Origin of the sequence: Microbispora sp. H10949 (assembly GCF_014161435.1) — a bacterium.
Lineage (GTDB): Bacteria > Actinomycetota > Actinomycetes > Streptosporangiales > Streptosporangiaceae > Microbispora > Microbispora triticiradicis.
In genome coordinates this window covers 67,508-85,117 of the sequence record NZ_JABBWZ010000013.1, presented here as the reverse complement: position 1 = coordinate 85,117, position 17,610 = coordinate 67,508, and the positions used below count along the sequence as shown (strand labels likewise).

At 67.9% G+C, this 17,610-nt stretch carries 21 protein-coding genes and 1 tRNA gene; 5 read left to right on the top strand and 17 right to left on the bottom strand.

Annotated features, from left to right (window positions below; genetic code table 11):
* Positions 1 to 94: 94 nt before the first annotated feature.
* Complete coding sequence (locus tag HHX40_RS29985) at positions 95 to 598, bottom strand: hypothetical protein (protein ID WP_182883277.1); 504 nt, start codon at positions 596 to 598, stop codon at positions 95 to 97.
* Positions 599 to 755: 157 nt separating this feature from the next.
* On the opposite strand from HHX40_RS29985, the gene HHX40_RS29980 reads away from it, so the two are divergent.
* Positions 756 to 828 (top strand) — tRNA-Arg (locus tag HHX40_RS29980).
* A 162-nt stretch (positions 829 to 990) separates the two neighbouring features.
* Here the strand turns inward: HHX40_RS29980 and HHX40_RS29975 are convergent.
* The 14 genes from HHX40_RS29975 to HHX40_RS29910 all read right to left on the bottom strand — a co-directional run bounded on the left by HHX40_RS29975 (position 991) and on the right by HHX40_RS29910 (position 12,313).
* Positions 991 to 1,740, bottom strand: coding sequence for a hypothetical protein (locus HHX40_RS29975; RefSeq protein WP_182883276.1), 750 nt, complete (start codon positions 1,738 to 1,740; stop codon positions 991 to 993).
* A gap of 73 nt (positions 1,741 to 1,813) precedes the next feature.
* Positions 1,814 to 3,220 carry a tyrosine-type recombinase/integrase gene (locus HHX40_RS29970; protein WP_182883275.1) on the bottom strand — a complete coding sequence of 469 codons (1,407 nt, stop codon included), beginning with the start codon at positions 3,218 to 3,220 and terminating at the stop codon, positions 1,814 to 1,816.
* A complete protein-coding gene (locus HHX40_RS29965; RefSeq protein ID WP_182883274.1) occupies positions 3,220 to 3,414 on the bottom strand; it encodes a helix-turn-helix transcriptional regulator in 195 nt (64 codons plus the stop codon). Before HHX40_RS29965 ends, HHX40_RS29970 begins: the two co-directional genes overlap by 1 nt.
* A 127-nt stretch (positions 3,415 to 3,541) precedes the next feature.
* Entirely contained in the window at positions 3,542 to 4,720 is a 1,179-nt protein-coding gene (locus HHX40_RS29960) for a DUF3631 domain-containing protein (RefSeq protein ID WP_182883273.1), read from the bottom strand.
* A 20-nt stretch (positions 4,721 to 4,740) separates the two neighbouring features.
* Positions 4,741 to 5,655, bottom strand: coding sequence for a bifunctional DNA primase/polymerase (locus HHX40_RS29955; RefSeq protein ID WP_182883272.1), 915 nt, complete (start codon positions 5,653 to 5,655; stop codon positions 4,741 to 4,743).
* The gene (locus HHX40_RS29950; RefSeq protein WP_182883271.1) at positions 5,652 to 5,870 is read right to left on the bottom strand and encodes a hypothetical protein; all 219 of its coding nucleotides are present in this window, start codon (positions 5,868 to 5,870) and stop codon (positions 5,652 to 5,654) included. Before HHX40_RS29950 ends, HHX40_RS29955 begins: the two co-directional genes overlap by 4 nt.
* A 142-nt stretch (positions 5,871 to 6,012) precedes the next feature.
* The gene (locus HHX40_RS29945; protein ID WP_182883270.1) at positions 6,013 to 8,223 is read right to left on the bottom strand and encodes an FtsK/SpoIIIE domain-containing protein; all 2,211 of its coding nucleotides are present in this window, start codon (positions 8,221 to 8,223) and stop codon (positions 6,013 to 6,015) included.
* Positions 8,224 to 8,344: 121 nt separating this feature from the next.
* The gene (locus HHX40_RS29940) at positions 8,345 to 9,328 is read right to left on the bottom strand and encodes a hypothetical protein (RefSeq protein WP_182883269.1); all 984 of its coding nucleotides are present in this window, start codon (positions 9,326 to 9,328) and stop codon (positions 8,345 to 8,347) included.
* A complete protein-coding gene (locus HHX40_RS29935) occupies positions 9,328 to 9,723 on the bottom strand; it encodes an RRQRL motif-containing zinc-binding protein (RefSeq protein WP_182883268.1) in 396 nt (131 codons plus the stop codon). The genes HHX40_RS29940 and HHX40_RS29935 overlap by 1 nt, the downstream gene beginning before the upstream one ends.
* Positions 9,720 to 10,229, bottom strand: a complete 510-nt coding sequence (locus tag HHX40_RS29930; protein WP_182883267.1) for a hypothetical protein — start codon at positions 10,227 to 10,229, stop codon at positions 9,720 to 9,722. The genes HHX40_RS29935 and HHX40_RS29930 overlap by 4 nt, the downstream gene beginning before the upstream one ends.
* 21 nt (positions 10,230 to 10,250) lie before the next feature.
* Positions 10,251 to 10,712 carry a transcriptional regulator gene (locus HHX40_RS29925; protein ID WP_182883266.1) on the bottom strand — a complete coding sequence of 154 codons (462 nt, stop codon included), beginning with the start codon at positions 10,710 to 10,712 and terminating at the stop codon, positions 10,251 to 10,253.
* Between the two features lie 181 nt (positions 10,713 to 10,893).
* Positions 10,894 to 11,580: an NUDIX domain-containing protein gene (locus tag HHX40_RS29920; protein ID WP_182883265.1), complete on the bottom strand. Its 687-nt coding sequence runs from the start codon at positions 11,578 to 11,580 to the stop codon at positions 10,894 to 10,896.
* Positions 11,580 to 11,906 carry a WhiB family transcriptional regulator gene (locus HHX40_RS29915; protein ID WP_310738344.1) on the bottom strand — a complete coding sequence of 109 codons (327 nt, stop codon included), beginning with the start codon at positions 11,904 to 11,906 and terminating at the stop codon, positions 11,580 to 11,582. Before HHX40_RS29915 ends, HHX40_RS29920 begins: the two co-directional genes overlap by 1 nt.
* A 239-nt stretch (positions 11,907 to 12,145) precedes the next feature.
* Positions 12,146 to 12,313, bottom strand: a complete 168-nt coding sequence (locus tag HHX40_RS29910) for a hypothetical protein (RefSeq protein ID WP_182883264.1) — start codon at positions 12,311 to 12,313, stop codon at positions 12,146 to 12,148.
* 153 nt (positions 12,314 to 12,466) lie between these two features.
* Here HHX40_RS29910 and HHX40_RS29905 point away from each other — a divergent pair, with 153 nt between their 5' ends.
* The 4 genes from HHX40_RS29905 (at position 12,467) to HHX40_RS29890 (ending at position 16,140) form a co-directional block, all read left to right on the top strand.
* Positions 12,467 to 12,808 (top strand): helix-turn-helix domain-containing protein, encoded by a 342-nt coding sequence (locus HHX40_RS29905; protein WP_182883263.1) that lies wholly within the window; start codon positions 12,467 to 12,469, stop codon positions 12,806 to 12,808.
* Positions 12,809 to 12,900: 92 nt separating this feature from the next.
* On the top strand, positions 12,901 to 14,070 hold the full coding sequence (locus HHX40_RS29900) for a hypothetical protein (RefSeq protein ID WP_182883262.1): 1,170 nt from the start codon (positions 12,901 to 12,903) through the stop codon (positions 14,068 to 14,070).
* Between the two features lie 5 nt (positions 14,071 to 14,075).
* Entirely contained in the window at positions 14,076 to 14,651 is a 576-nt protein-coding gene (locus HHX40_RS29895) for an isochorismatase family cysteine hydrolase (protein ID WP_182883261.1), read from the top strand.
* An 871-nt stretch (positions 14,652 to 15,522) separates the two neighbouring features.
* Entirely contained in the window at positions 15,523 to 16,140 is a 618-nt protein-coding gene (locus HHX40_RS29890; protein ID WP_182883260.1) for a hypothetical protein, read from the top strand.
* A gap of 48 nt (positions 16,141 to 16,188) precedes the next feature.
* Here HHX40_RS29890 and HHX40_RS29885 read toward each other — a convergent pair whose 3' ends face one another.
* Positions 16,189 to 16,347 carry a hypothetical protein gene (locus HHX40_RS29885; protein ID WP_182883259.1) on the bottom strand — a complete coding sequence of 53 codons (159 nt, stop codon included), beginning with the start codon at positions 16,345 to 16,347 and terminating at the stop codon, positions 16,189 to 16,191.
* A 173-nt stretch (positions 16,348 to 16,520) separates the two neighbouring features.
* On the bottom strand, positions 16,521 to 17,474 hold the full coding sequence (locus HHX40_RS29880; protein ID WP_182883258.1) for a hypothetical protein: 954 nt from the start codon (positions 17,472 to 17,474) through the stop codon (positions 16,521 to 16,523).
* Between the last annotated feature and the right edge of the window lie 136 nt (positions 17,475 to 17,610).

The window sequence follows — 17,610 nt, the reverse complement described above, 5'->3', positions numbered from 1 at the left end:
GCACGTTACTACAGCGTCCGGTGGGCCGGTGCCCTGGTTCGCCCAAGCGCTATCGACCGATCACGTCGCGTTTGCGCCTTTCCAGCTCATGCGCCTACTGCCCGCCGCCCTCCCGGCAGGCATCCCAGAGCCACGTGCCCTCCCACTCCGGAGCACAGGGCGGGCGCTCCTCCCGGGGTTCCTTGATGGGCCGCCTCTTCTCCTTCTCCGGGGCGCTCCGGGGGACGGCCTTCCAGACCCGCCCCACAACCGGCGCGGGAACAGCGGGAAGCCGCACCAGCCCCTCATAGCGGCGCGCCGGCCCGTACGGCTCCGGCACCGGTGTCGGATCCAGCACCGTTTCTGCCGTCCGCGCGGCCCGGCCGGTGTCTACTCTTCGTGGCGCCTCGGCAGACAGCCCCAGCCCGGCGCTCCGTACACCGCCGACAGGCTCGGCGAGCACACGCCGGGCCTCATCTGCCAGGCCGCTCCGCGTACGTTCCCCGTAGCCCGCGAGGTCGGCCACGAGCAAGCCCGAAGCCAGGATCCCCGGCGCGATCATCGCCGCGAGGAGCGTCATCGATCGCCGCCGCAGGGATCCGCGTCGTGTTACGGTCACAGCCAGCGACGGTAAGGGGCCTCCCTGGTGGGAGCGGCGACGAGTTGCCATGCCTTTACCGCAGGTCGTCCGATCGATGACCACCGACTTCTCCACCGCGCCCCCGGGTGGAGGCGCGAGCGCCCCAACCTTTCGCTAGGCTTACTACCGCACACTTGCCTCCGTAGCTCAGGGGATAGAGCACCGCTCTCCTAAAGCGGGTGCCGCAGGTTCGAATCCTGCCGGGGGCACCTAGATCGATCAGGATCAACTAGCCCCTGACCAGCGTGGACGCCGGTTAGGGGCTTTGTCGTGCGTCCGGTGGTGTACGGCTGTCACCGATCGTTCACGGTTGATCGTGCCAAATACGTGCGCACTGTCATGGAGGCCCTGACTGGCCGGGCTAGTCGGGGCTAGTCGGCGTCCGGCTTGAGAGTCCTGCTGATTGCTTCCAGTTCAGCGCGGTCCGCATTCCAGGCGATGTGCCACACGCGAGTGTCGGTCTCGCGCACCACTGCGGCGAGATCATCAAGAACAGCCTCCACTGTGGCAAGCTCCAACTGCACCTGATCCCCGACAAAGTCGGCTTCCAACGTGAGGGGCTCGCCAGTCTCCCGATGAACCAACGGGTAAGCCCTCGGCCCCTCAGCAAACCGATCCCGCATCTTCTCTGTGCGGAGTTCACCTCTCTGATGTACGAGCATGTGCCTGAGCGCGCGAATGTGCTTCACGCGATCCGTCTCCACGTCGCTGCCCAAGGCCTTATGGATCACTACCATGGTCTTCCACTCGGGTGATGGCCGATTTGCCTTCCGCCTCAAGTCGAGACCAATTGCATGCAGGGCTTCATCCATGCCCTTCTCTAGGTAGACCTCGAACGCTGAGACCGCATCCCTGACGACAGATGCGTGAAGCATCCACTCGTAGTCGTTCGGCCACAGGTCGTTGACCTTGTCACTGAAGAAGCCAACATGCTCGTCACCGTGGTGAACATCCGGGTCGAAGATCGCAGACAGTTCACTCTCGGCTTGGTTCCAAAGCTCCTGATAGCCACGCTCAGACCAGCGAGCCGTCAACGATAGATAGGTTCGGATGTCACGATCAACGGCCTGCCACTCTGCAAATGATCGACTAACAAGCCCTTTTTTGGCATTCCACGTCATTGACCCAAGATAGAAGCGCTACCCCCGATGGACCACGGGATTTCTTCTACTGGGCTGACGTCTCCCCTACCGCCTACTCATCACCGAGGGCATCAGAGATCCGACGCTTGTTCACCTCGTCTCGCCCTTCGATGCACTGCACGTAGATCCGAAGGAGGACTTCCACGCTGTGGCCTGCCCACTCAGCCACCTGAGCAGCATCGACCCCAGCGTTGAGCCACGTGGACACGCACGCATGGCGGAGGTCGTACGGCCGGGCGGCCAGCGGCGAAGCGAACTCCTTCTCTGTGAGAGCCGTCTTCCGGGCCGCCTTCCATGCGCGGCGGTAGGTGATGAACGGCAGCTCGCCCCCCTGGACGCCGTAGAAGAGTCTCCCGCCGGGGCCGTCGCTGAACTCCGCGAGGTGGGCGCGCAGGATGCGGACGAGTGGCGGCGGAAGCGGCACCGTACGGCTTTGCCCCTCGGCACGATGCTTGAGCGCTCGTTCCTCACGAGCGTCGCCGGTATCCGTCCAGTCCCGCCCTGCGTACGGAGCGGCCTTGACCAAGTGGAGTTCCCCCCACGAGTCGGCCGGCGCCTCCAGCTCGCCCGTGTCCGGATTCCGGATCAAGGGCGGAAGGGTGACGTTGTCCTTGCGCAGGTTAATGACTTCTTCCGGGCGTAGAGCGGCGTAGTACATGAGGCCGAAGAAGGCTACAAGGCGCTTGCCGCTCGGCTTCTGCCCTTCCACAGCGGCAAGCAGCGCGCGAGCCTGCGTGTGGTTGACCACGCTCCGCCGGTCTACCGCATACGTGCTGACGGGCGGCTTCCACTTCAAGGTCTTGAGCGGGTTCTCTGGCAGCAGCTTGAGTTCCACCGCGTAGTCCAGGGCGTTGGACAGCAACATCCGGTGCTTGCGGACGGTGCTGGCGGCGGCCCGTTTGCCGTTCAGAAGGGAGGTGGCCGCGTCGAGGAGATCCCGCACAAGTCCGGCATCGTCGGTGAGCGCGGAGACCGGCTTTGTGTTGGTCGCGAGCCAACGGAGCGCGGCGGCGGCTTCCTCGGGAGCATGGTCACGCTGTCTGGTGTTGAACCCCCAACGGTGCATCCCGGACCTAAGCGCCCTGTCATCCGGCTTGCTCCGCGCTGTCGCGTACATGGCGGGCGTTGCGGCGGTGAGGGCGCGGGCAATGTCCTGCCGGTACTTCGCGGCGGCCCCCTTCCACTTCATGTCCACGAACTTGCATGCGAAGTCGTACCAGCTCATTTCCAGGACGCCCGCACGCTGCCAGGACACGGGCTCACCCGTGAGCAAGCTGAACGCCTCGCCCTTCCGTGCGGCGGACTGGAGCTCTCCCCGGAAGGTGTCGGCCTGAGCCGCGTTCCTAAACGGCTTGCGCCGCACTTTGCCGGCCTTCCACCGCACGTAGTACGTGGTGGCCTTCTGGCCCTTGTAGACCTCGGTCTTGTAGACGCGGACGTCGTAGGTGATGTCCTTCATCAGTGGGCGTCCTCCAGGCTGTTGAGCCAGCGGTCGAAGTCGGTGCGGCGTATGCGTAGGTCGCCGTTGGGGAGTTTGAGGCAGCGGGGGGCGCGGCCCTTGGCGCGCCAGTCGTAGAAGGTGGATCGGGAGATGCCGAGTTCGGCGCACAGCTCGGCGACGGTCAGGGGCTTGTTCGCGGTGGCGGTGGCCATGCTGGGCGTAGTCCTTCCGGTGGCTCGTGGAATGACGTTCGGCGCGGTTTGAGGGGGGTAGCCGTCCCAGCCGTCCCAGGGTCATTTCCGCAGGTCAGCCCTGGGACGGCTTTTTGCGTGGGACGGCTTAAGCCGTCCCAGGAATCGGAGCCGTCCCGCCCTGACCTGCACTGATGATGCTGGGACGGCTGGGACGGCTACCCCGCCCGAACGGGACCACATCGGCCTCCGGGACGGGGTCGAGAGCCGGGCAGTAACGCGTCCACGCGTCGATGAAGTCGGCCCGCTGGTACCCCTTGGCCTGGGTGCCATCGGGGAAGCGGATGTTGCTCGACCGGATCTCGTACTCGCGCAGGATCGCCGCCATCCGCATCGGCGTGAGCCCGGCGGGGCCGAAATCGGCCCAAGGCGCTTCGGGATCGGCCTTGAGCCGTTGCAGCAGATCAGCGGTGGCCAAAGCGGTGTCCGTGCCGAACGCGGCGCGGCAGTCGGCCAGCAGGCGGACGCGGGTGGAGGGCTGGCCGTTGTCGTCGGCCTCGGCGGTCAGGGCGAGCACGGCGGCGCGGGCGCGCTCGGGCCAGTGGGTGCCGGCGTGGTCGGCGACGACCACGAGGGGTTCCCAGGTGTCGGCGGCGCGGTCTTCCACGGGCATGGGCGGTTCGGCCTTCTCCAGGGTGTCGAGGTCGGCGCGGAGCCACGCGGCGAGGTCGGCGGCGAGCTGGCGGAGGGCGGGGCGGTCGCGGCGGTGGCGGTAGGGGGCAACCGTTTCGCCGGGGCCGCGGCGGCGCATGCGGATGACGACGGCGCGGTCTTCGATGGTGTCGGGCATGGCGCCGATCCCCGCGAGGGCGGCCATGGCGAAGGTCGGGATGGACTCGACGCGGCCGGTGTTGGCGTCGTAGCGCTTGGCGGGCCGGTTGCGCTGATGCCCCGCGTTCAGCAGCCCGCGAAGGTCTTCGTTGCCGTCGGCTTTGGGGCCGAAGATGGTGTCGGCCTCGTCCACGAGCAGCGTCGGGGGGTCGTCGGTGATGGAGCGGTAGACGGCGGCCGGGCTGGAGTTGACGGTGATGAACGGGTCGTGGCAGGTGGCCTCTACCACGTCCAAGAGCCGGGACTTTCCGCAGCGCTTTTCGGGGGCGCGGATGACCAGGCGGGGGGCGTGCGGCCAGGCGGGTTGCGCGTGGGTCGCGGCGATCCACAGCACCACGGCGTCGGCGGCCTGGGGGGTCGGCAGGATCACGTACCGGGTGAGCGCGGCAAGCAGCGAGTCGAGCAGGACGGCGCCGCGGGTGGCGGTCGGGTTCATGGGTGCGGCTCCTTGAGTGGTCATGCGGCGACGGTGCGGGGGCGCTTGGCCCCGTGACGTAGCCCGGATGTGACGGTGCGGTCGGTCTCGCGCTTGTCGAGCCCGGCGGCCACCCCTGCCTGTCCAAGCAGGGTTTTGACCTCCTCGGCTTCGAGTGCGCCGCCTGCGACGAGTTGCCCCAGGGCGATGGCGGCCAGGAACAACGTGCGGTTGCGCTTGCCTTCGGGGGCGGTGGCGACGCGGTCCACCTCGCCGGTGATCGCCGCGCGCAGGAACGCGCCGCGCCGGTCGGGGGGCAGGGCCAGGTGCAGCGGCTCGGCGGCCTGCGGGGGCGGGGGAACAAGCCGCTTGGACAGCCAGGGGGGCAGCGGGGCCGGGGGCGCGTTGTAGACGACTTCGTAGGTGCCGGTGCCGTCCGGCAGGTTCACGAAGCTTCCGGGGCCGACGACGTAGCCGCCGTGCGCGCGGGTGTCGATTAGCCAGCCGAGCCCGTTGCCCTTGTCGCCTTCGGTGTTGCGCAGCTCGATCCCGTCCGGCGCCGCGTAGTACAGGTGCGTTCCGCCGCGCCGGGTGCGCACGTGGAAGGTCTCCAGCGTCGGGAAGGGTTGTCCGGCGCGTTCGCAGACCAGCGCGAGCGCGTCCGCGCCGTCGTTGACGCCGGGCAGGTCCCATACGGGCGGGGGCGTCTCGTCGGGCTTGGGGGTGTCGAGGTCGAGCACGACCAGGCGTGAGGGGCCGCAGGCGATGCCGATGTTGAACGGGGCGCGCGCCCACCACCGGCGGATCAGGTCGGGGTCGGCGGTCGCGCGGCGTTCCCAGTGGTCGAACCCCCGGGGCGGGACCTTCCCCCCGGGGATGAGGGGGAAGACGTGCCAGCCGCGGGCGGCAGCCGCCAGCGCATAGCGCAGGGTTGCGCTTGGGCGGGTGGCGGTCATCGGGTGCCGTCGCGGTGGGAGCGGGACAGGTAGGTCCAGAGCTGCCAGCCGATGCGGGGGCGCATGCCGGTGCCGTTGCAGGCGCGGCAGGTGCGGTTGTGGCCGCCGGGGGCGCAGCGCAGGCAGGTCCCCCAGGGGTTGGCCGCGCACCACGCGATGTAGCAGAGAGTGACGATGGGCAGGCAGGTCAATAGCAGGGTGAGCAGGAGGGTCACGAGGGCTCCTAGGCCGGTTTCCGGGTGTTGTGGCAGGTGGGCGCTATCGCGCTATGCCGCTGGTAGATCAGCGGTGGGGGTGCTATCGGGGGTGCTATCGATAGCGGGGGGAGCCGCTATCGATAGCACCCGCCGGGGGCGGTCAGGCCGGGCGGTTCCGGTTACGTTCCGCGACGACTTCGGCGACGCGGGCGCGGTCGATGCCGCGCCGGTTGACGGCCTTGCCTTCGATCCGGCGGAGGATCTGGCCGGTCTCGATGCCGTGCGGCTTGAGCATGGTGGCCAACGTCTCGGTGTCCCACTCGCCGTAGATGCCGGGCCGCAGCTCGGCCAGCCGGGAGACGACGACCTCGGACCAGACCTTGCCCTCCCCGGCGGGGACGACGGCCAGGACGTCGGCCAGCAGATCGAACGCGGGTGCCTTGTCCGCCGGGGCCTCTCCGGTGGCGTGGCCGGACAGCGTGCCGGCGGCCTTGCGGGCGGCGTGGGCGCGGCCCACGATCCGCTCGGATGCGGGGCCGTCGAGGTAGGCGGAGCGGACAATCTGGGGGTCGTCGGCGGCGCCGACCAGGTAGCCGATGCCCTTGTCCCGGGGGGAGAAGGTGGTGGCGCGGATGCCGTTGCGGTAGGCGGACGTGCCCAACACCATGTCGTTTTCGACCTGGCCCATCACCCGCAGGCAGAACCGCACCCCCACATTGGCGGATACCCCGGTGGGCAGGCTGTCCTTATCGGGGCGCTGGGTGGCCAGCAGCAGGATCACGCCCAGGGCGCGGCCCCGCTTGATGATGGCCGTGCACAGCTCCCCGGCCTCCTTGCCGAACTCGGCGTGGGAGAACAACTCCTGGCACTCATCGATCCCGACGACCAGCGGGTGCAGGCCAAGGGACCGTTTGGCGGCCAACTGCGGGGTGACCTTGTTCTCCGGGCAGATGTCACGCGGCAGACCGGACAGGGTCTTGGCGCGCTTTTCGAGGTCCTTGTGCACCTCCCGCAGGGAGACCAGGCAGGCGTACAGGGTGTCGTCGTCGGGGCCGGACCCGTAGTGATGGGCCACGGTCTCGAACACCGACAGGTCCCCGGACCCCTTGAGCTCGAACAACCGCAGTTCGGCGGTCGGGTCGAGAGCGGCGGCCAGCAGCAGCACCCGCAGGGCGAAGGTCTTGCCCGCGCCGGGCATCGCGCCGATCAGCACGTTGGAGTACATCAGCGGCAGCGTGACCGGGCGCATCCGCTGGTCGTGGCCGAACGGAATCGCCTTGAACAGGTCGGCCGTGCCCGTTCTCGCGAGGGGCCAAGCGGGGGCCTTGGCCTGGCTCATGTCCTGGTCGCCGACCCACAACACCAGCCGTCCGGCGTGCTGGCCGGGCGCCGACTCGGGCCACACGCACCCGAGCGGGCGGCGCAGGCCGGAGGCGAGCCGGTCACGGCGTTCCATGATGTCGGTGACCGTGACACCGAGCGGCAGGTCCACATCCGCGCGCCAGCCGGGGCCATCCCGGGTGATCGGGGCGGGGAAGGTGATGCCGCGCCCGCCTTTGGCCATCGCCTTGTTCACCTCGGCGATGCCCAGGGCGGCCAGCGCGTCGATCACCACGGCGGAGGTGAGCCGTTCCACCTTCGTGGCCACGACGGCGCGGTCCAACAGGGGGCGGTCGGGCGGGGAGCCGAGTGCGCCCAGCAGGCCGACCAGCGAGGCGAGCGCGGCCCACTGCGCGGGGGTCGGGGCGGTGGCGATCAGCAGGCTTGCCAGCCCCAGGACGACGGCGCCGGCAACGGCGATCGACACCCGCAGCCGGACGCGGGAATCCCGCTGACGCGACAGCCGAAGGTAGGTTTCCGCATCCGCCTTACGCACAGCGGCGACGCGGACCGGCAGCCCTTCCAGGTCGAACGTCCACCGCACGCTGCCCCGCACGACGCGAGCGGCCCCGCGCGGGGAACGGGCGGCCAGCTTGAGCGCGTACTTGGGGGCGCGGGTCACGTGGTACCCGGCAACGTGGGCGTAGTGGGCGCTAACCCACTTGAGGGTGCTGGTCGCCTCCGACCGGGAGCGCAGCCAGCCGGGCACGATCGGGCGCCGCTCCCGGGCCTTGCCCGCCAGCTCCGCGAGCCAGTCCTCTCCCGCGTGGCTCACCTGCCGGTCCACCTGAACGATCGTGCCGTCCAAGACCGGGCCGTCACCCTCCTCCGCGTCGGCGGGGGGCGTGGCCGGGGTGAGCTGGCGGCGGGTGTCGAGGTGGACGACGTCCGCGCCCTTACCCTCCGGCACGCCGGGCGTCGGGCGGGGGGTCGGCTCGTCGGTCGGCTCGTGTGCGGGCTCCGTGGTGGGTTCGAAGGGGTTGTGCGTCATGATGGCGTCACCTCGTACGCGTTGCTGTGGGCGGGGTGGCGGGGCGCGGCCGTTGTCTTGGCGGATTGGGGCCGCGCCCCGTTCGATTGGGGCAGGGTGTGGTGAGCGGTAGCGGGTGCGGTCATGGGGTCGCTCCGCCGGCAAGTGCGTCACGGACGGCGCGGGCGTCGTCCATGCCGCAGCGCAGGATGCGCTGAAGGCGGTAGGCGCTGGGGTGGGGCGGAAGTTCTCCGGTCGCCATGAGCCCCCGCGCCCGCTCGATCAGAGCCGTCACGTCGGGGCCGGTCTCCCTTACTGGATCATCGGCGTTTGCGCCGTACGTAAGGCTGGTAAGCCGCCCGTTGGCGGTGTGGTCGAGGGCGGCGAACGCGGCCAGGATGATCGGCAGGGCGGTCACGACGGCGACCGCGACGACCGGCCCCAGGGTGTGCAGCACCAGCCGGGAGATGGTGAAGTCGTCGGCCACACCGGGCAGGTGCGGCCATGCGTTCATGCCGAGCGTCAGGCCCAGGAACAGGTACTCGATCCGGACGAGCTTCGGGTTGTTGAGCGGTGTGCCGCGCGTTCCGAGGTAGGCGCGGGCGCCGACGACGACCAGCAGGGCCAGGGACATGAACGGCTCGACCAGCCAGGCGAACACCCAGGCGGGTGACCACGGGTCGGCGCCGTCCGCGGCAAAGGACTGCACGCCCGCGGTTGACCAGGCGAGCGCGAGCGTGAGCGAGACCAGGGCGGCAGTCACCAGCGCGCGGCGCATCCGGGCGGCCTGCCAGGCGCGCATGGCGGGGTCCTGGTCGAGCTCGTGAAGCCGGGCGGCCTCGTGGGCGGCCTTGCGCCGCTTGCGGACCTTGGTCGAGTCGAGCAACAGGGGGGCGTCGTCGTCCTGGAGACCGGCCAACAGGTGCGCCTCGGCCACCTCGGCACGCAAGCGCTGCACGCGGCGGGTCTCCCCCGGCAGGCTGCCCGTGTCCTGCCCGCTCACCAGGGGCCGGGGGACGGGGGCGGTCGGGGCCGTGCGGGCAAGGTGCTGCTCGATCTCGGCCAGTCCCCGGGAGACCTCCTCCGGGCTCGGCTCGGGATTGGGGTTCGGAGTGGTGGGGCTCATCAGGCCACCTCTTTCAGGTCAGTAGGGGTGTCCGCGCAGTCCAGGCAGGTGCCCAGGTGGCGGGGCAGGACGTAACCGGCGTCCCTGCCGCAGTCGGGGCAGGTCCGGCGGGCGGCGTTGGCCTTGGCCAGCGCCTCACGCTGGGCGGGGGTGGCGGTCCGCTTGGGCAGGGCGAACCGCACGTCGTACAGGTAGGCGGCGCGCACCCCGGGGGCGCCGTGCCGGCGCGAGGCCCAGAGGATTTGCGCTTGGACGCCTTGCCCGCCGGGCCGCAGCCCACGGGCGGTGAGCTGGCGGCGGGTCAGCAGGTGAGCGGGCGCCATCCGCCAGGGCCAGGTGGGGATGCCGTACCGGGAACCGGCGGGGTCCCAGAACCGGGCGCGGATGCGGCTCATACCGCCCACCTCTCGCAGGCGGTGAGGTGCTGGCCGTTCCACATCCGCCGGAGCCGGTGGACGGCGGCGATGTCCGCCAAGTCCTTGGGGCGGCGGGCGGTCTCCTTCCAGCGCAGGACGTCACCCAGGCGCATGAAGGGCAGGCCGTCGATGATGTCGGCGGTGCCGATCAGGTGATCGGTCGGCCAGCCGGGGGTCCAGCGATCCACGAACTCGATCGCTGCCGCGGGGTGGTGAACCATCAGCCCGTATCCCGACAGGGCCGGGCGCGGCGCGTCCAGGCTCGTGACGATGTCCCAGGCGGGACCGGTGGCCACAACGTCGAGGTCACCCATACGGGCGCGCAGGCCACGGACGAACAGGGCGGCCGATCCGCAGATCACATACGTGCCGTGAGGCAGGTTCAGCCGGGCGAGTTCGGCGAACAGGCCAGCGGGATCGGTGAGCAGCACACTGGGCGAAGGCGGCACAGACGGCATCGCCTGTCTGCCCATGAGCGTGGTCATGATGGCGGTCTTCCTTCCGGTTCAGGAGGCGATGACCAGGGCAGCGACGAACAGCCACGTCACGTGCCAGGACTGGTCAAGGGCGTAGGCGCCGGAGCCCAGGTGCGGGGCGTCGCCGCGGCCGGGGCGGGGCAGGCCCATGCGGTAGAAGTCGCCCTTGCCGATCAGGTCGGCGAGCCGGGCGAGGGTGACCCGACGGTCGGCCCAGTAGTGCGAGACGGCGTCCACGGCCAGGCCCAGCGTGAAGGCCCACCAGTGCGGGGCGTGCTCCAAGGTGAGGCCGGTGGCGTGAAGCATGACGGCGAGGAACATGGCCTTGGTGACGGTCAAGGTCGCCACGTGCTTGACGCAGGCGATCCGCCCGTTCTGGCCGGGGGCGCCCTTGGCACATGCCTGGTGGTGGGTCTGCACCCAGTGGTCACCGAAGCTGTGCGCGGCGTACAGCGCGGCAAAGACGGCAGCGAAGGTAGCGGCAGAGGTCATCGGTCGTCTCCTCAGCAGCCGGACTGGAAGCGGAAGCGGGTACGGCATGCCCGGCAACCCGGGCGGCAGGTCGCCCCGTGCACGGGGCAGAGCTGGAGACGGCGGCCGGTCGAGGTGCCGCAGCGGCGGCAACCGATGACGCTGGCGGAGCGCTGGCCACAGTCGGAGCAGCGAAAGCGCCTCATCGGGCCACCTCCGGCAGGCCCGATCCGAGCAGTTCGGCCAGCATCGGCCGGTGAGCGGCGAAGACGTGCCCGCCGTAGGCCATCGCCAGGGCGGCAACCACAGCGGGGTAACTGCCGGCCGACACCCACGCGGCCCGGCGGGCGTCGTCGGCACCGACCGGAACCGGGAAGTCCCTGCGCCTCATGACGTGCAGGTCGGCTCTGGCCGGTACGGTCACCATCCACGCCTCGTCACTGGCGCGGGGGTCGGGCACGTACCGGGCCGGAAGGACCTGCCAGGACGCCCCGGGGAGCGTGAGGCCGGTCTCTTCCTCCAGTTCGCGGACCGCTGCTGCTGCCGGGTCCTCGCCGGGCTCGACGTAGCCGCCGGGCAGCGCCCATCCGTGCCCGTCGCCGCGCTCGACCATGACGAGCCAGCGGAAGCCGTATTCGTCGGTGGCGGTCACCACCGCGTCCGCGGCCATCTGCTCGCCCCAGTGCCCAAGCTCGTTGCGTCCGTACCGGATGCCCGTGGGGGCGTAGGGGTTGAGCGGGCGGCCGTCGACCACGCGGAACGGGATGGCCGCCCGCGCCTGACGGGCCGTCCAGTCGATCTCGCGGGGGTCGGTGCAGGGGTCGGCCCAACCCTCTTCGACGCCCTTACCGAACACGTCCGGATGCGTGTAGGTCCTCTGCGAGGTCATCAGGCCACCTCTTCCAGGACGGGCGGCAGGTCCAGGCGAAGCAGATGAGCCGCGTTGATCTCTTCGGCGGCGTAGCCACCCCACACGCCCTCACTGGGGCGTAGGGCCAGGGCGTAGGCCAGGCACTCGGGCCGGGCCGGGCACGAACGGCACACCTTCTTGGCCGCGTTCTCCCGGTGCTGACGCACCTCGGGCCGCTCGGGCTCGAAGACGTCGGGGCCGGTGAACAGGTCGGCGTCGTCGATGGTGCAGGCGGGACCGGCCTGCACCATCGCCTCGCGCAGCTCGTCCACCACGCTGGGCGCGGTACGCGTACGGGCGCCCATCAGGCGGCCTGACCGGTAGAGGTGTTCGGCCGGCAGATCGGGCAGGGGTAAGGGCCGGAACCGGGGTTCCAGATCTGCCCGTTGCGGCAGTCCGAGGTGCACCGGTCAGACCGGGCACTGATCAGGCGGGTGGAGGACCCGTGGGTCATGATGGTGGTGCTCCTTCTTGCTCTTGCAGGTGGGTAGGAGTGGGGCGGCCCCGGGTCTTGGCGGATTGGGGCCGCTCCTTGCACTGGGCGTCAGCCGAGACGGCTTGCGAACGTGACGAGCGCATCGGCGATGGTGCCAATGCCGTGCATCGCGCTGATCGCAGCCGCGGCGGCCTTCTCGGGCTCTCGGACGATGAAGACCAAGGCGCAGACCGTCAGCAGGAACGGCAGAAAGCGGTGAGGCTTGACGGGCAACATCGGTGGATTCCTTTCGGTGTCTCAGGCGGTACCGACCGAAGGACTGCGCTATTTCTAGCGCCACTATGAGCGCTAGAAGTAGCGCTGTCAATAGCGCATGGGGTTAGTTACGCTTCGATCAGGTGGCTTCTACGTACGGACTCGGAGGGGCACGTGGGCGACTGGCCCGCCGTGGCGAAGGTGATCAACGAACGCATGCTGGCGCTTGGCCTGACGCAGAAGAGGCTTGCGGAGCTCTCCCGTGTCTCGACTGCCACGCTTCGGCAGGTCCAGCAGGGACAGGACAAGAACCGGCAACCGGCTGTGCTGACGGCCATCTCCCGCGCCCTCGGCCTCCCGGACAGCTACCTTCAGGAGGTAGCGGACAAGGGCCGGGCGCCTGCCGTCATGTCCGACGAATCGGCCGCCGTTGCGGAACTCCGCGATCAGCTCGCAGACCTCCGCGAGCGGGTCGCAGCGATTGAGACCCGCTTGGAGCTGATTCGCTCGGATTGACCGAGACTCTGTAACTGTCCTCACAACACCTAGGTTCGCGATCACGTCACGTGGATTCCAGACGACGGGAAGGACACGGAGGGACACGCGTCATGTCCGTAGAGGGCAACCAGACAGCGAAACGCCTCGTGCCTAACAACGTGCTTATCGCGAAGCGCAAGGCTAAGGGATGGAGTCGTCTTCGAGCGGCCCGTGAGCTTGAGCGCGCTGGCCTGCAACGTGGCCTCAGTGTCCCTGATGCCGACGCGATCGAGAAGGCGGTATACCGGCACGAGACGGGGCGCACCGCCTGCCGTGACCAGCTCTACATTGAGCTGTACTGCCTGGTCTACGATGCGACCCCTCACGAATTGTTCGGTGACGTCGAGCCAGTGACGCCGGCCGCTGACGCCTTCGGGCTTCGCTCCCACAAGTTCGTGTGCGCCTACATCGGAGCTGATCAAGCGGCGGAGCTCGTGAAGCGCGGAATGGTTGAGCAGACCGAACCCTTGTGCGGGCTCGACTCCTATATGAACTCTGAAGTTCCGGCAGATGGCGAATGCCGCCTGTACACATGGCCGTTCGGTGTGGCGATTCTTCACCTCTGCGAAGAGGTCACGTTTCCCGCCATCGCGAATCTGGCAACCTGGCGTCGAAGGTCATACATCCAGAATCTAGACTGGGCTTCCGGGTATCTCTCGGCGCTCAACGGGAATCCGGTTGAAGCGTCCTACGTTCTAAGCCTCTATTGGCTCCACTCGCCGATGTGGTCCGGGCCTGATCTCGATACGGCGGCACGCATCATGTCCACTCCTCGCGTCCTTTTAGAGCGAGATTCCGAAGAAAACGAATCCTCTCTAGGGCATGCCGAACTGGTCGAACGCGCGCTATTCGCCGAAGGATTCGACCACTCGGAGATCATCCCGTTCGGACTCAAAGGAATCTCCGCAGGGTACGCCTCATGGTCCGGAGTCGTCTATTGCCCGCTGCCCCCACGCCGGGCTCTCGCCGAAGATGAGCTAGTGACCACCGAGCTGGCCACCCAAGCCATGTGGGCCTACTGCCAGCACATTAACGGGCAGATCGAACAGGGCAAAGATCCCGATGTTCCCGATCCGTACGGGTGGCGGTTCCTGCGGGGAGTGCGGTCCAGATTGACCAACGCCCGCCCGCAGGAGACCGGACAGCACCGCTCAATGCGAACCGCGATCCTGGACACGAGCGGCCTTATCGACCACCTCACTCAAGCTATAGACATTCTTCGTGAGACTAGCGAGGGGTAAGACCATTGACCAGAAATCCAGCGGTACTCGTTGTCGTTGACGTGCAGAACGGTTTCGTCCGCGAAGAGTCCGCACACGTGGTTCCCGTTATCGCCGATCTGGTGCGACGCTGGCAGGGGTCCGGCGGGGATATTGTATTTACCCGGTACCTGAACTACTCGGGCAGCAATTTCGAGAAGCTGTTCAATTGGTCCAAGCTTATGACCTCACCGGAAATCGACATCGTTCCCGAGCTTGCACCCTACGCAGAAAAAGCGACCGCCGTTGTAGATAAGACCACATATACCCTCTTCAACAAAGAGGGGACGGCTCTTGTCCGCGAGCACGGGTGGACCGAAATTTACGTCTGCGGGATCGCCACGGAAAGCTGCGTGCTGAAGACGGCAGCGGACGCCTTTGAGCTTGACCTGACCCCCTGGCTCATTGAGGATGCGTCAGCCAGTCACGCCGGGCAGGTCGCTCATGATGCCGGCGTGCTCGTGACGGCCCGCTTCATCGGCCCTAACCAGATCATCAAGGTGGGAGAGATTCCAGCTTCTGTCCTGCCCTCTCCCGCATCGCGGTTGAGGGCTGGGCGTTGACAGTGTCACCGCGTCGGGAGTGACGGAGCGAACATCGGCACTTAACGTGAGGCCGTGGGGATCTCATGGCTTGAGAAGTTGCGTGCATGGCGTCGAGCAAAGCTCGCGGAGATCGACACGAACCCGTATGGACGGCCTCCCAAACGTCCAGGCACCTCCCGCGCAGTTCTCGGAATCATCGTCGCAGCAGCGTTGATCGTCTGGCTTCCATGGGCCTACATCGCACTTCACCCCTACGTGGATTGGACCTCGCTACTCCAACCCCCAACCATCGTTGCTTTCGCCACTGCCCTGGCACTGTTCAGCGCAGTTCCCCTCAGATCCAAGGGGTGGGCCGCCTGGACGGGACTCGGCTTGACTGTCCTGTACATGTTGATCAGCGGATGGGAGGGCGGATACGCCGTGGGCGGCCCCGTTCTTGCGATCGGTGCGGTGATCCCCGCCATAGCGGTGGGATGGACTGTCCCCCTCCTATGGCGGCACAGCACTGCCGATTGGTGGGACAGGGAGCATCCCAACGCGGGCTGAGCGATCACGGCGCCTCTATCGAGGGCGCTGAGAAGCCCGTAGACGGCCATTCGCACCATGGCGCGATACATGACATGCCCACATCGTTGATCTCGTTACGGAAGCGCTAGATCCATGATCGTGCCAAATGCGTGCGCAAAACAGGGTCGCGCCACGCTTTGCACCCTTGTCTAGCTGCGCGAACGCACTTCGTGATCTCCTGACTCCTAAAGCGGGTGCCGCAGGTTCGAATCCTGCCGGGGGCACTCACCAAATCTTCGGCACAGGCGCCTGCCTCCGGCAGGCGCCTGTTTTCGTTTCCGGGAAGTTCTTCTGCCATCGCCGCGACTCCTTTGATCGTCTCGTGGTCCAGAGTGATTCGGATCAACGCCACCCAACGGCCGGCGTCATGGCGGATCTCCAGATGGAAGGCCGTGAACAGCTCACGCTGGAGCTCTTCGGGCAGTTCAGCGAGCTTCGTCTGGAGCATGGGGATCTTGTGGAGCAGGTCGGTGTGGTGGTCACGAGCGGGCGGACTTGCCTCGGCATCGGCAAGTTCCTGCGCCTTGGTCCGGCGCTCGCCTTCCAGCTCTGTGAAGCGGGCCCGCAGACGTTGGCAGAACGCGTCGTCCGCGTCGGTGTCCTCGATCTGAGCGACCAGCCTGTCCTGCTTCCGCGTGATATCGGTGATGCTCTTCTTGAGCGCACGACACCGAGACTCCCACTCCTCTTCCGCCTGGCAGCTGTTCTGCGGCAGGTCGGCGGCGAGAAGCTCATGCCGCTGTTGACCGAAGACGCGTCGTCGAAACAGATCATGAACTGCGTCAACAAGCAGGCCTTCGCGAACGCGGACGACCTTGGGATGGCCAGGGAAACGGTCCTCCCGGCCGTGATGGTTACGGTCGGGCTGGCACACGTAGTAGGCGTCCTGGGCCTTACGGCGCGTCTCGGTCCGGCCGAACATGAACAGCGCCGGGATTGATGGAGGCTCTATGTGCCTTGGGTTCCGTGGAATCGGCTTGGTCGGCCGTCATGCCAGCTGGGTGTTTGCGTAGAGCATCTCGTATTCGACTAGGGTGCGCGGATCGTGAGATCTCATCTTCTTCGCCTCCAACCCGGCCAGTTCAGCGACGATCCACGATGTCGGCATCGCGATCGACGCTACCCGCATGGTCCACGCGCCGTTCACCGGGAGCACGGTACGCGTCCACACCTGGGCAGGCGTGCCAAGCCGGGAGCGAGAGTTCATCGGCGTAGTCTGGCCCGAGTGAAGTAAGTCCTCAAAGCAATCACCGTTTTACGACTTCCGCGATGTGCCGGCTCGCAACCGGCAGGCACGCGGTCAGCGGCGTGGGCGGACGTCTATTGGTCTGGACGGCCGCCGGTCAGGTGGATATGACGTAACCCCGGGCTGAAGGTGGCGACGTGACCGGCGGTGCCGTGGTGCGCCTTCGAGGGTGTGAAGCGACCTTCGCTGACTGCGACGTCGTAGGCACCGCCGTGAGGGTACTCGGCCAGGATCCCGCTCACCTGATGCTCGGCTGCCCAGGCGAGTCCGGCGTCCAGCGTGTCGAACACGCCGGAGGCGTGCCGGGCGTGCTCACTGTGGAAGAGCCAGACCGTCGGCCTGAGCGGATCGCGCTGGCCGACGCTGGACCTGCGGCGCAGGCCCTCCGGCGTGAACGAGAAGGCGCCGGGAAAAGGGCCTGGCCGATGACGTACGGCGAGCACCACCGGTTCGGGGTGGACGCCCCGGAAATCGGCCTCGGGCGCGGTGTTCGCGAAGGCGTTCCACAGGTGCAGGCAGATCACGTCGTCGTCGCGATTGGCGGTGACGTAGGCAAGGGTCTTGGAGTAGAACGGGTTGGTTCCGCCGATCCACAGCGATGGGGGCCCGAACGTCTCAATGACCTCGGACAGCGCGCGGTCCTGCGTCACCCATCCGCCGATGTCGGCGCGCACCTGCTCATACTCCGCCGCTGACAGCGCCCGATCCAGCTCCAGCCAGCCGAGACGATGAGCGATCTCGGCATAAACGGAGGCCGTGGCATCCCTCAAGGCGTCGGCGGGAAGGATGCCGCTGTAGGCGCCCATGACGCCCGTCGCGGTGAACGCGTCGCGGTCGCGTAGCCGATCGCACTCCGCCCACCACCGCGTCAGGCTCCCGTCCACGGCGGCCATCGCCTCCAGCAGAAGCCGTTCCGCAATCTCATCCCTGCCGTACATGCCAGGGCGACGAAGCACACCGTTCACCTGATCCAGGTGGTGCCGGCGAGCCTCACCCAGAACGGGCTCGGAGTCCCCTCCACTGCTCATCGCCTCGGATCATGTCACACCAACGCGCACTCCAGCAGTCCGCGCGCAATCCTACGTGCGACCTTCCCGCAGCCAGCAAGCCGAGCGGTCAGCGGCATAGGAGCACCTTGCCGGAGGGTGCTTATGCCTGCACCAT

Excerpts from the sequence above, each read along its gene's own strand:
- HHX40_RS29960 (WP_182883273.1), bottom strand. The coding sequence starts at position 4,720 with ATGAACCCGACCGCCACCCGCGGCGCCGTCCTGCTCGACTCGCTGCTT.
- HHX40_RS29880 (WP_182883258.1), bottom strand. The coding sequence starts at position 17,474 with ATGAGCAGTGGAGGGGACTCCGAGCCCGTTCTGGGTGAGGCTCGCCGG.
- HHX40_RS29955 (WP_182883272.1), bottom strand. The coding sequence starts at position 5,655 with ATGACCGCCACCCGCCCAAGCGCAACCCTGCGCTATGCGCTGGCGGCT.
- HHX40_RS29965 (WP_182883274.1), bottom strand. The coding sequence starts at position 3,414 with ATGGCCACCGCCACCGCGAACAAGCCCCTGACCGTCGCCGAGCTGTGC.
- HHX40_RS29910 (WP_182883264.1), bottom strand. The coding sequence starts at position 12,313 with ATGTTGCCCGTCAAGCCTCACCGCTTTCTGCCGTTCCTGCTGACGGTC.
- HHX40_RS29930 (WP_182883267.1), bottom strand. The coding sequence starts at position 10,229 with ATGACCACGCTCATGGGCAGACAGGCGATGCCGTCTGTGCCGCCTTCG.
- HHX40_RS29975 (WP_182883276.1), bottom strand. The coding sequence starts at position 1,740 with ATGACGTGGAATGCCAAAAAAGGGCTTGTTAGTCGATCATTTGCAGAG.
- HHX40_RS29900 (WP_182883262.1), top strand. The coding sequence starts at position 12,901 with ATGTCCGTAGAGGGCAACCAGACAGCGAAACGCCTCGTGCCTAACAAC.
- HHX40_RS29920 (WP_182883265.1), bottom strand. The coding sequence starts at position 11,580 with ATGACCTCGCAGAGGACCTACACGCATCCGGACGTGTTCGGTAAGGGC.
- HHX40_RS29945 (WP_182883270.1), bottom strand. The coding sequence starts at position 8,223 with ATGACGCACAACCCCTTCGAACCCACCACGGAGCCCGCACACGAGCCG.
- HHX40_RS29915 (WP_310738344.1), bottom strand. The coding sequence starts at position 11,906 with ATGGGCGCCCGTACGCGTACCGCGCCCAGCGTGGTGGACGAGCTGCGC.
- HHX40_RS29935 (WP_182883268.1), bottom strand. The coding sequence starts at position 9,723 with ATGAGCCGCATCCGCGCCCGGTTCTGGGACCCCGCCGGTTCCCGGTAC.
- HHX40_RS29970 (WP_182883275.1), bottom strand. The coding sequence starts at position 3,220 with ATGAAGGACATCACCTACGACGTCCGCGTCTACAAGACCGAGGTCTAC.
- HHX40_RS29925 (WP_182883266.1), bottom strand. The coding sequence starts at position 10,712 with ATGACCTCTGCCGCTACCTTCGCTGCCGTCTTTGCCGCGCTGTACGCC.
- HHX40_RS29940 (WP_182883269.1), bottom strand. The coding sequence starts at position 9,328 with ATGAGCCCCACCACTCCGAACCCCAATCCCGAGCCGAGCCCGGAGGAG.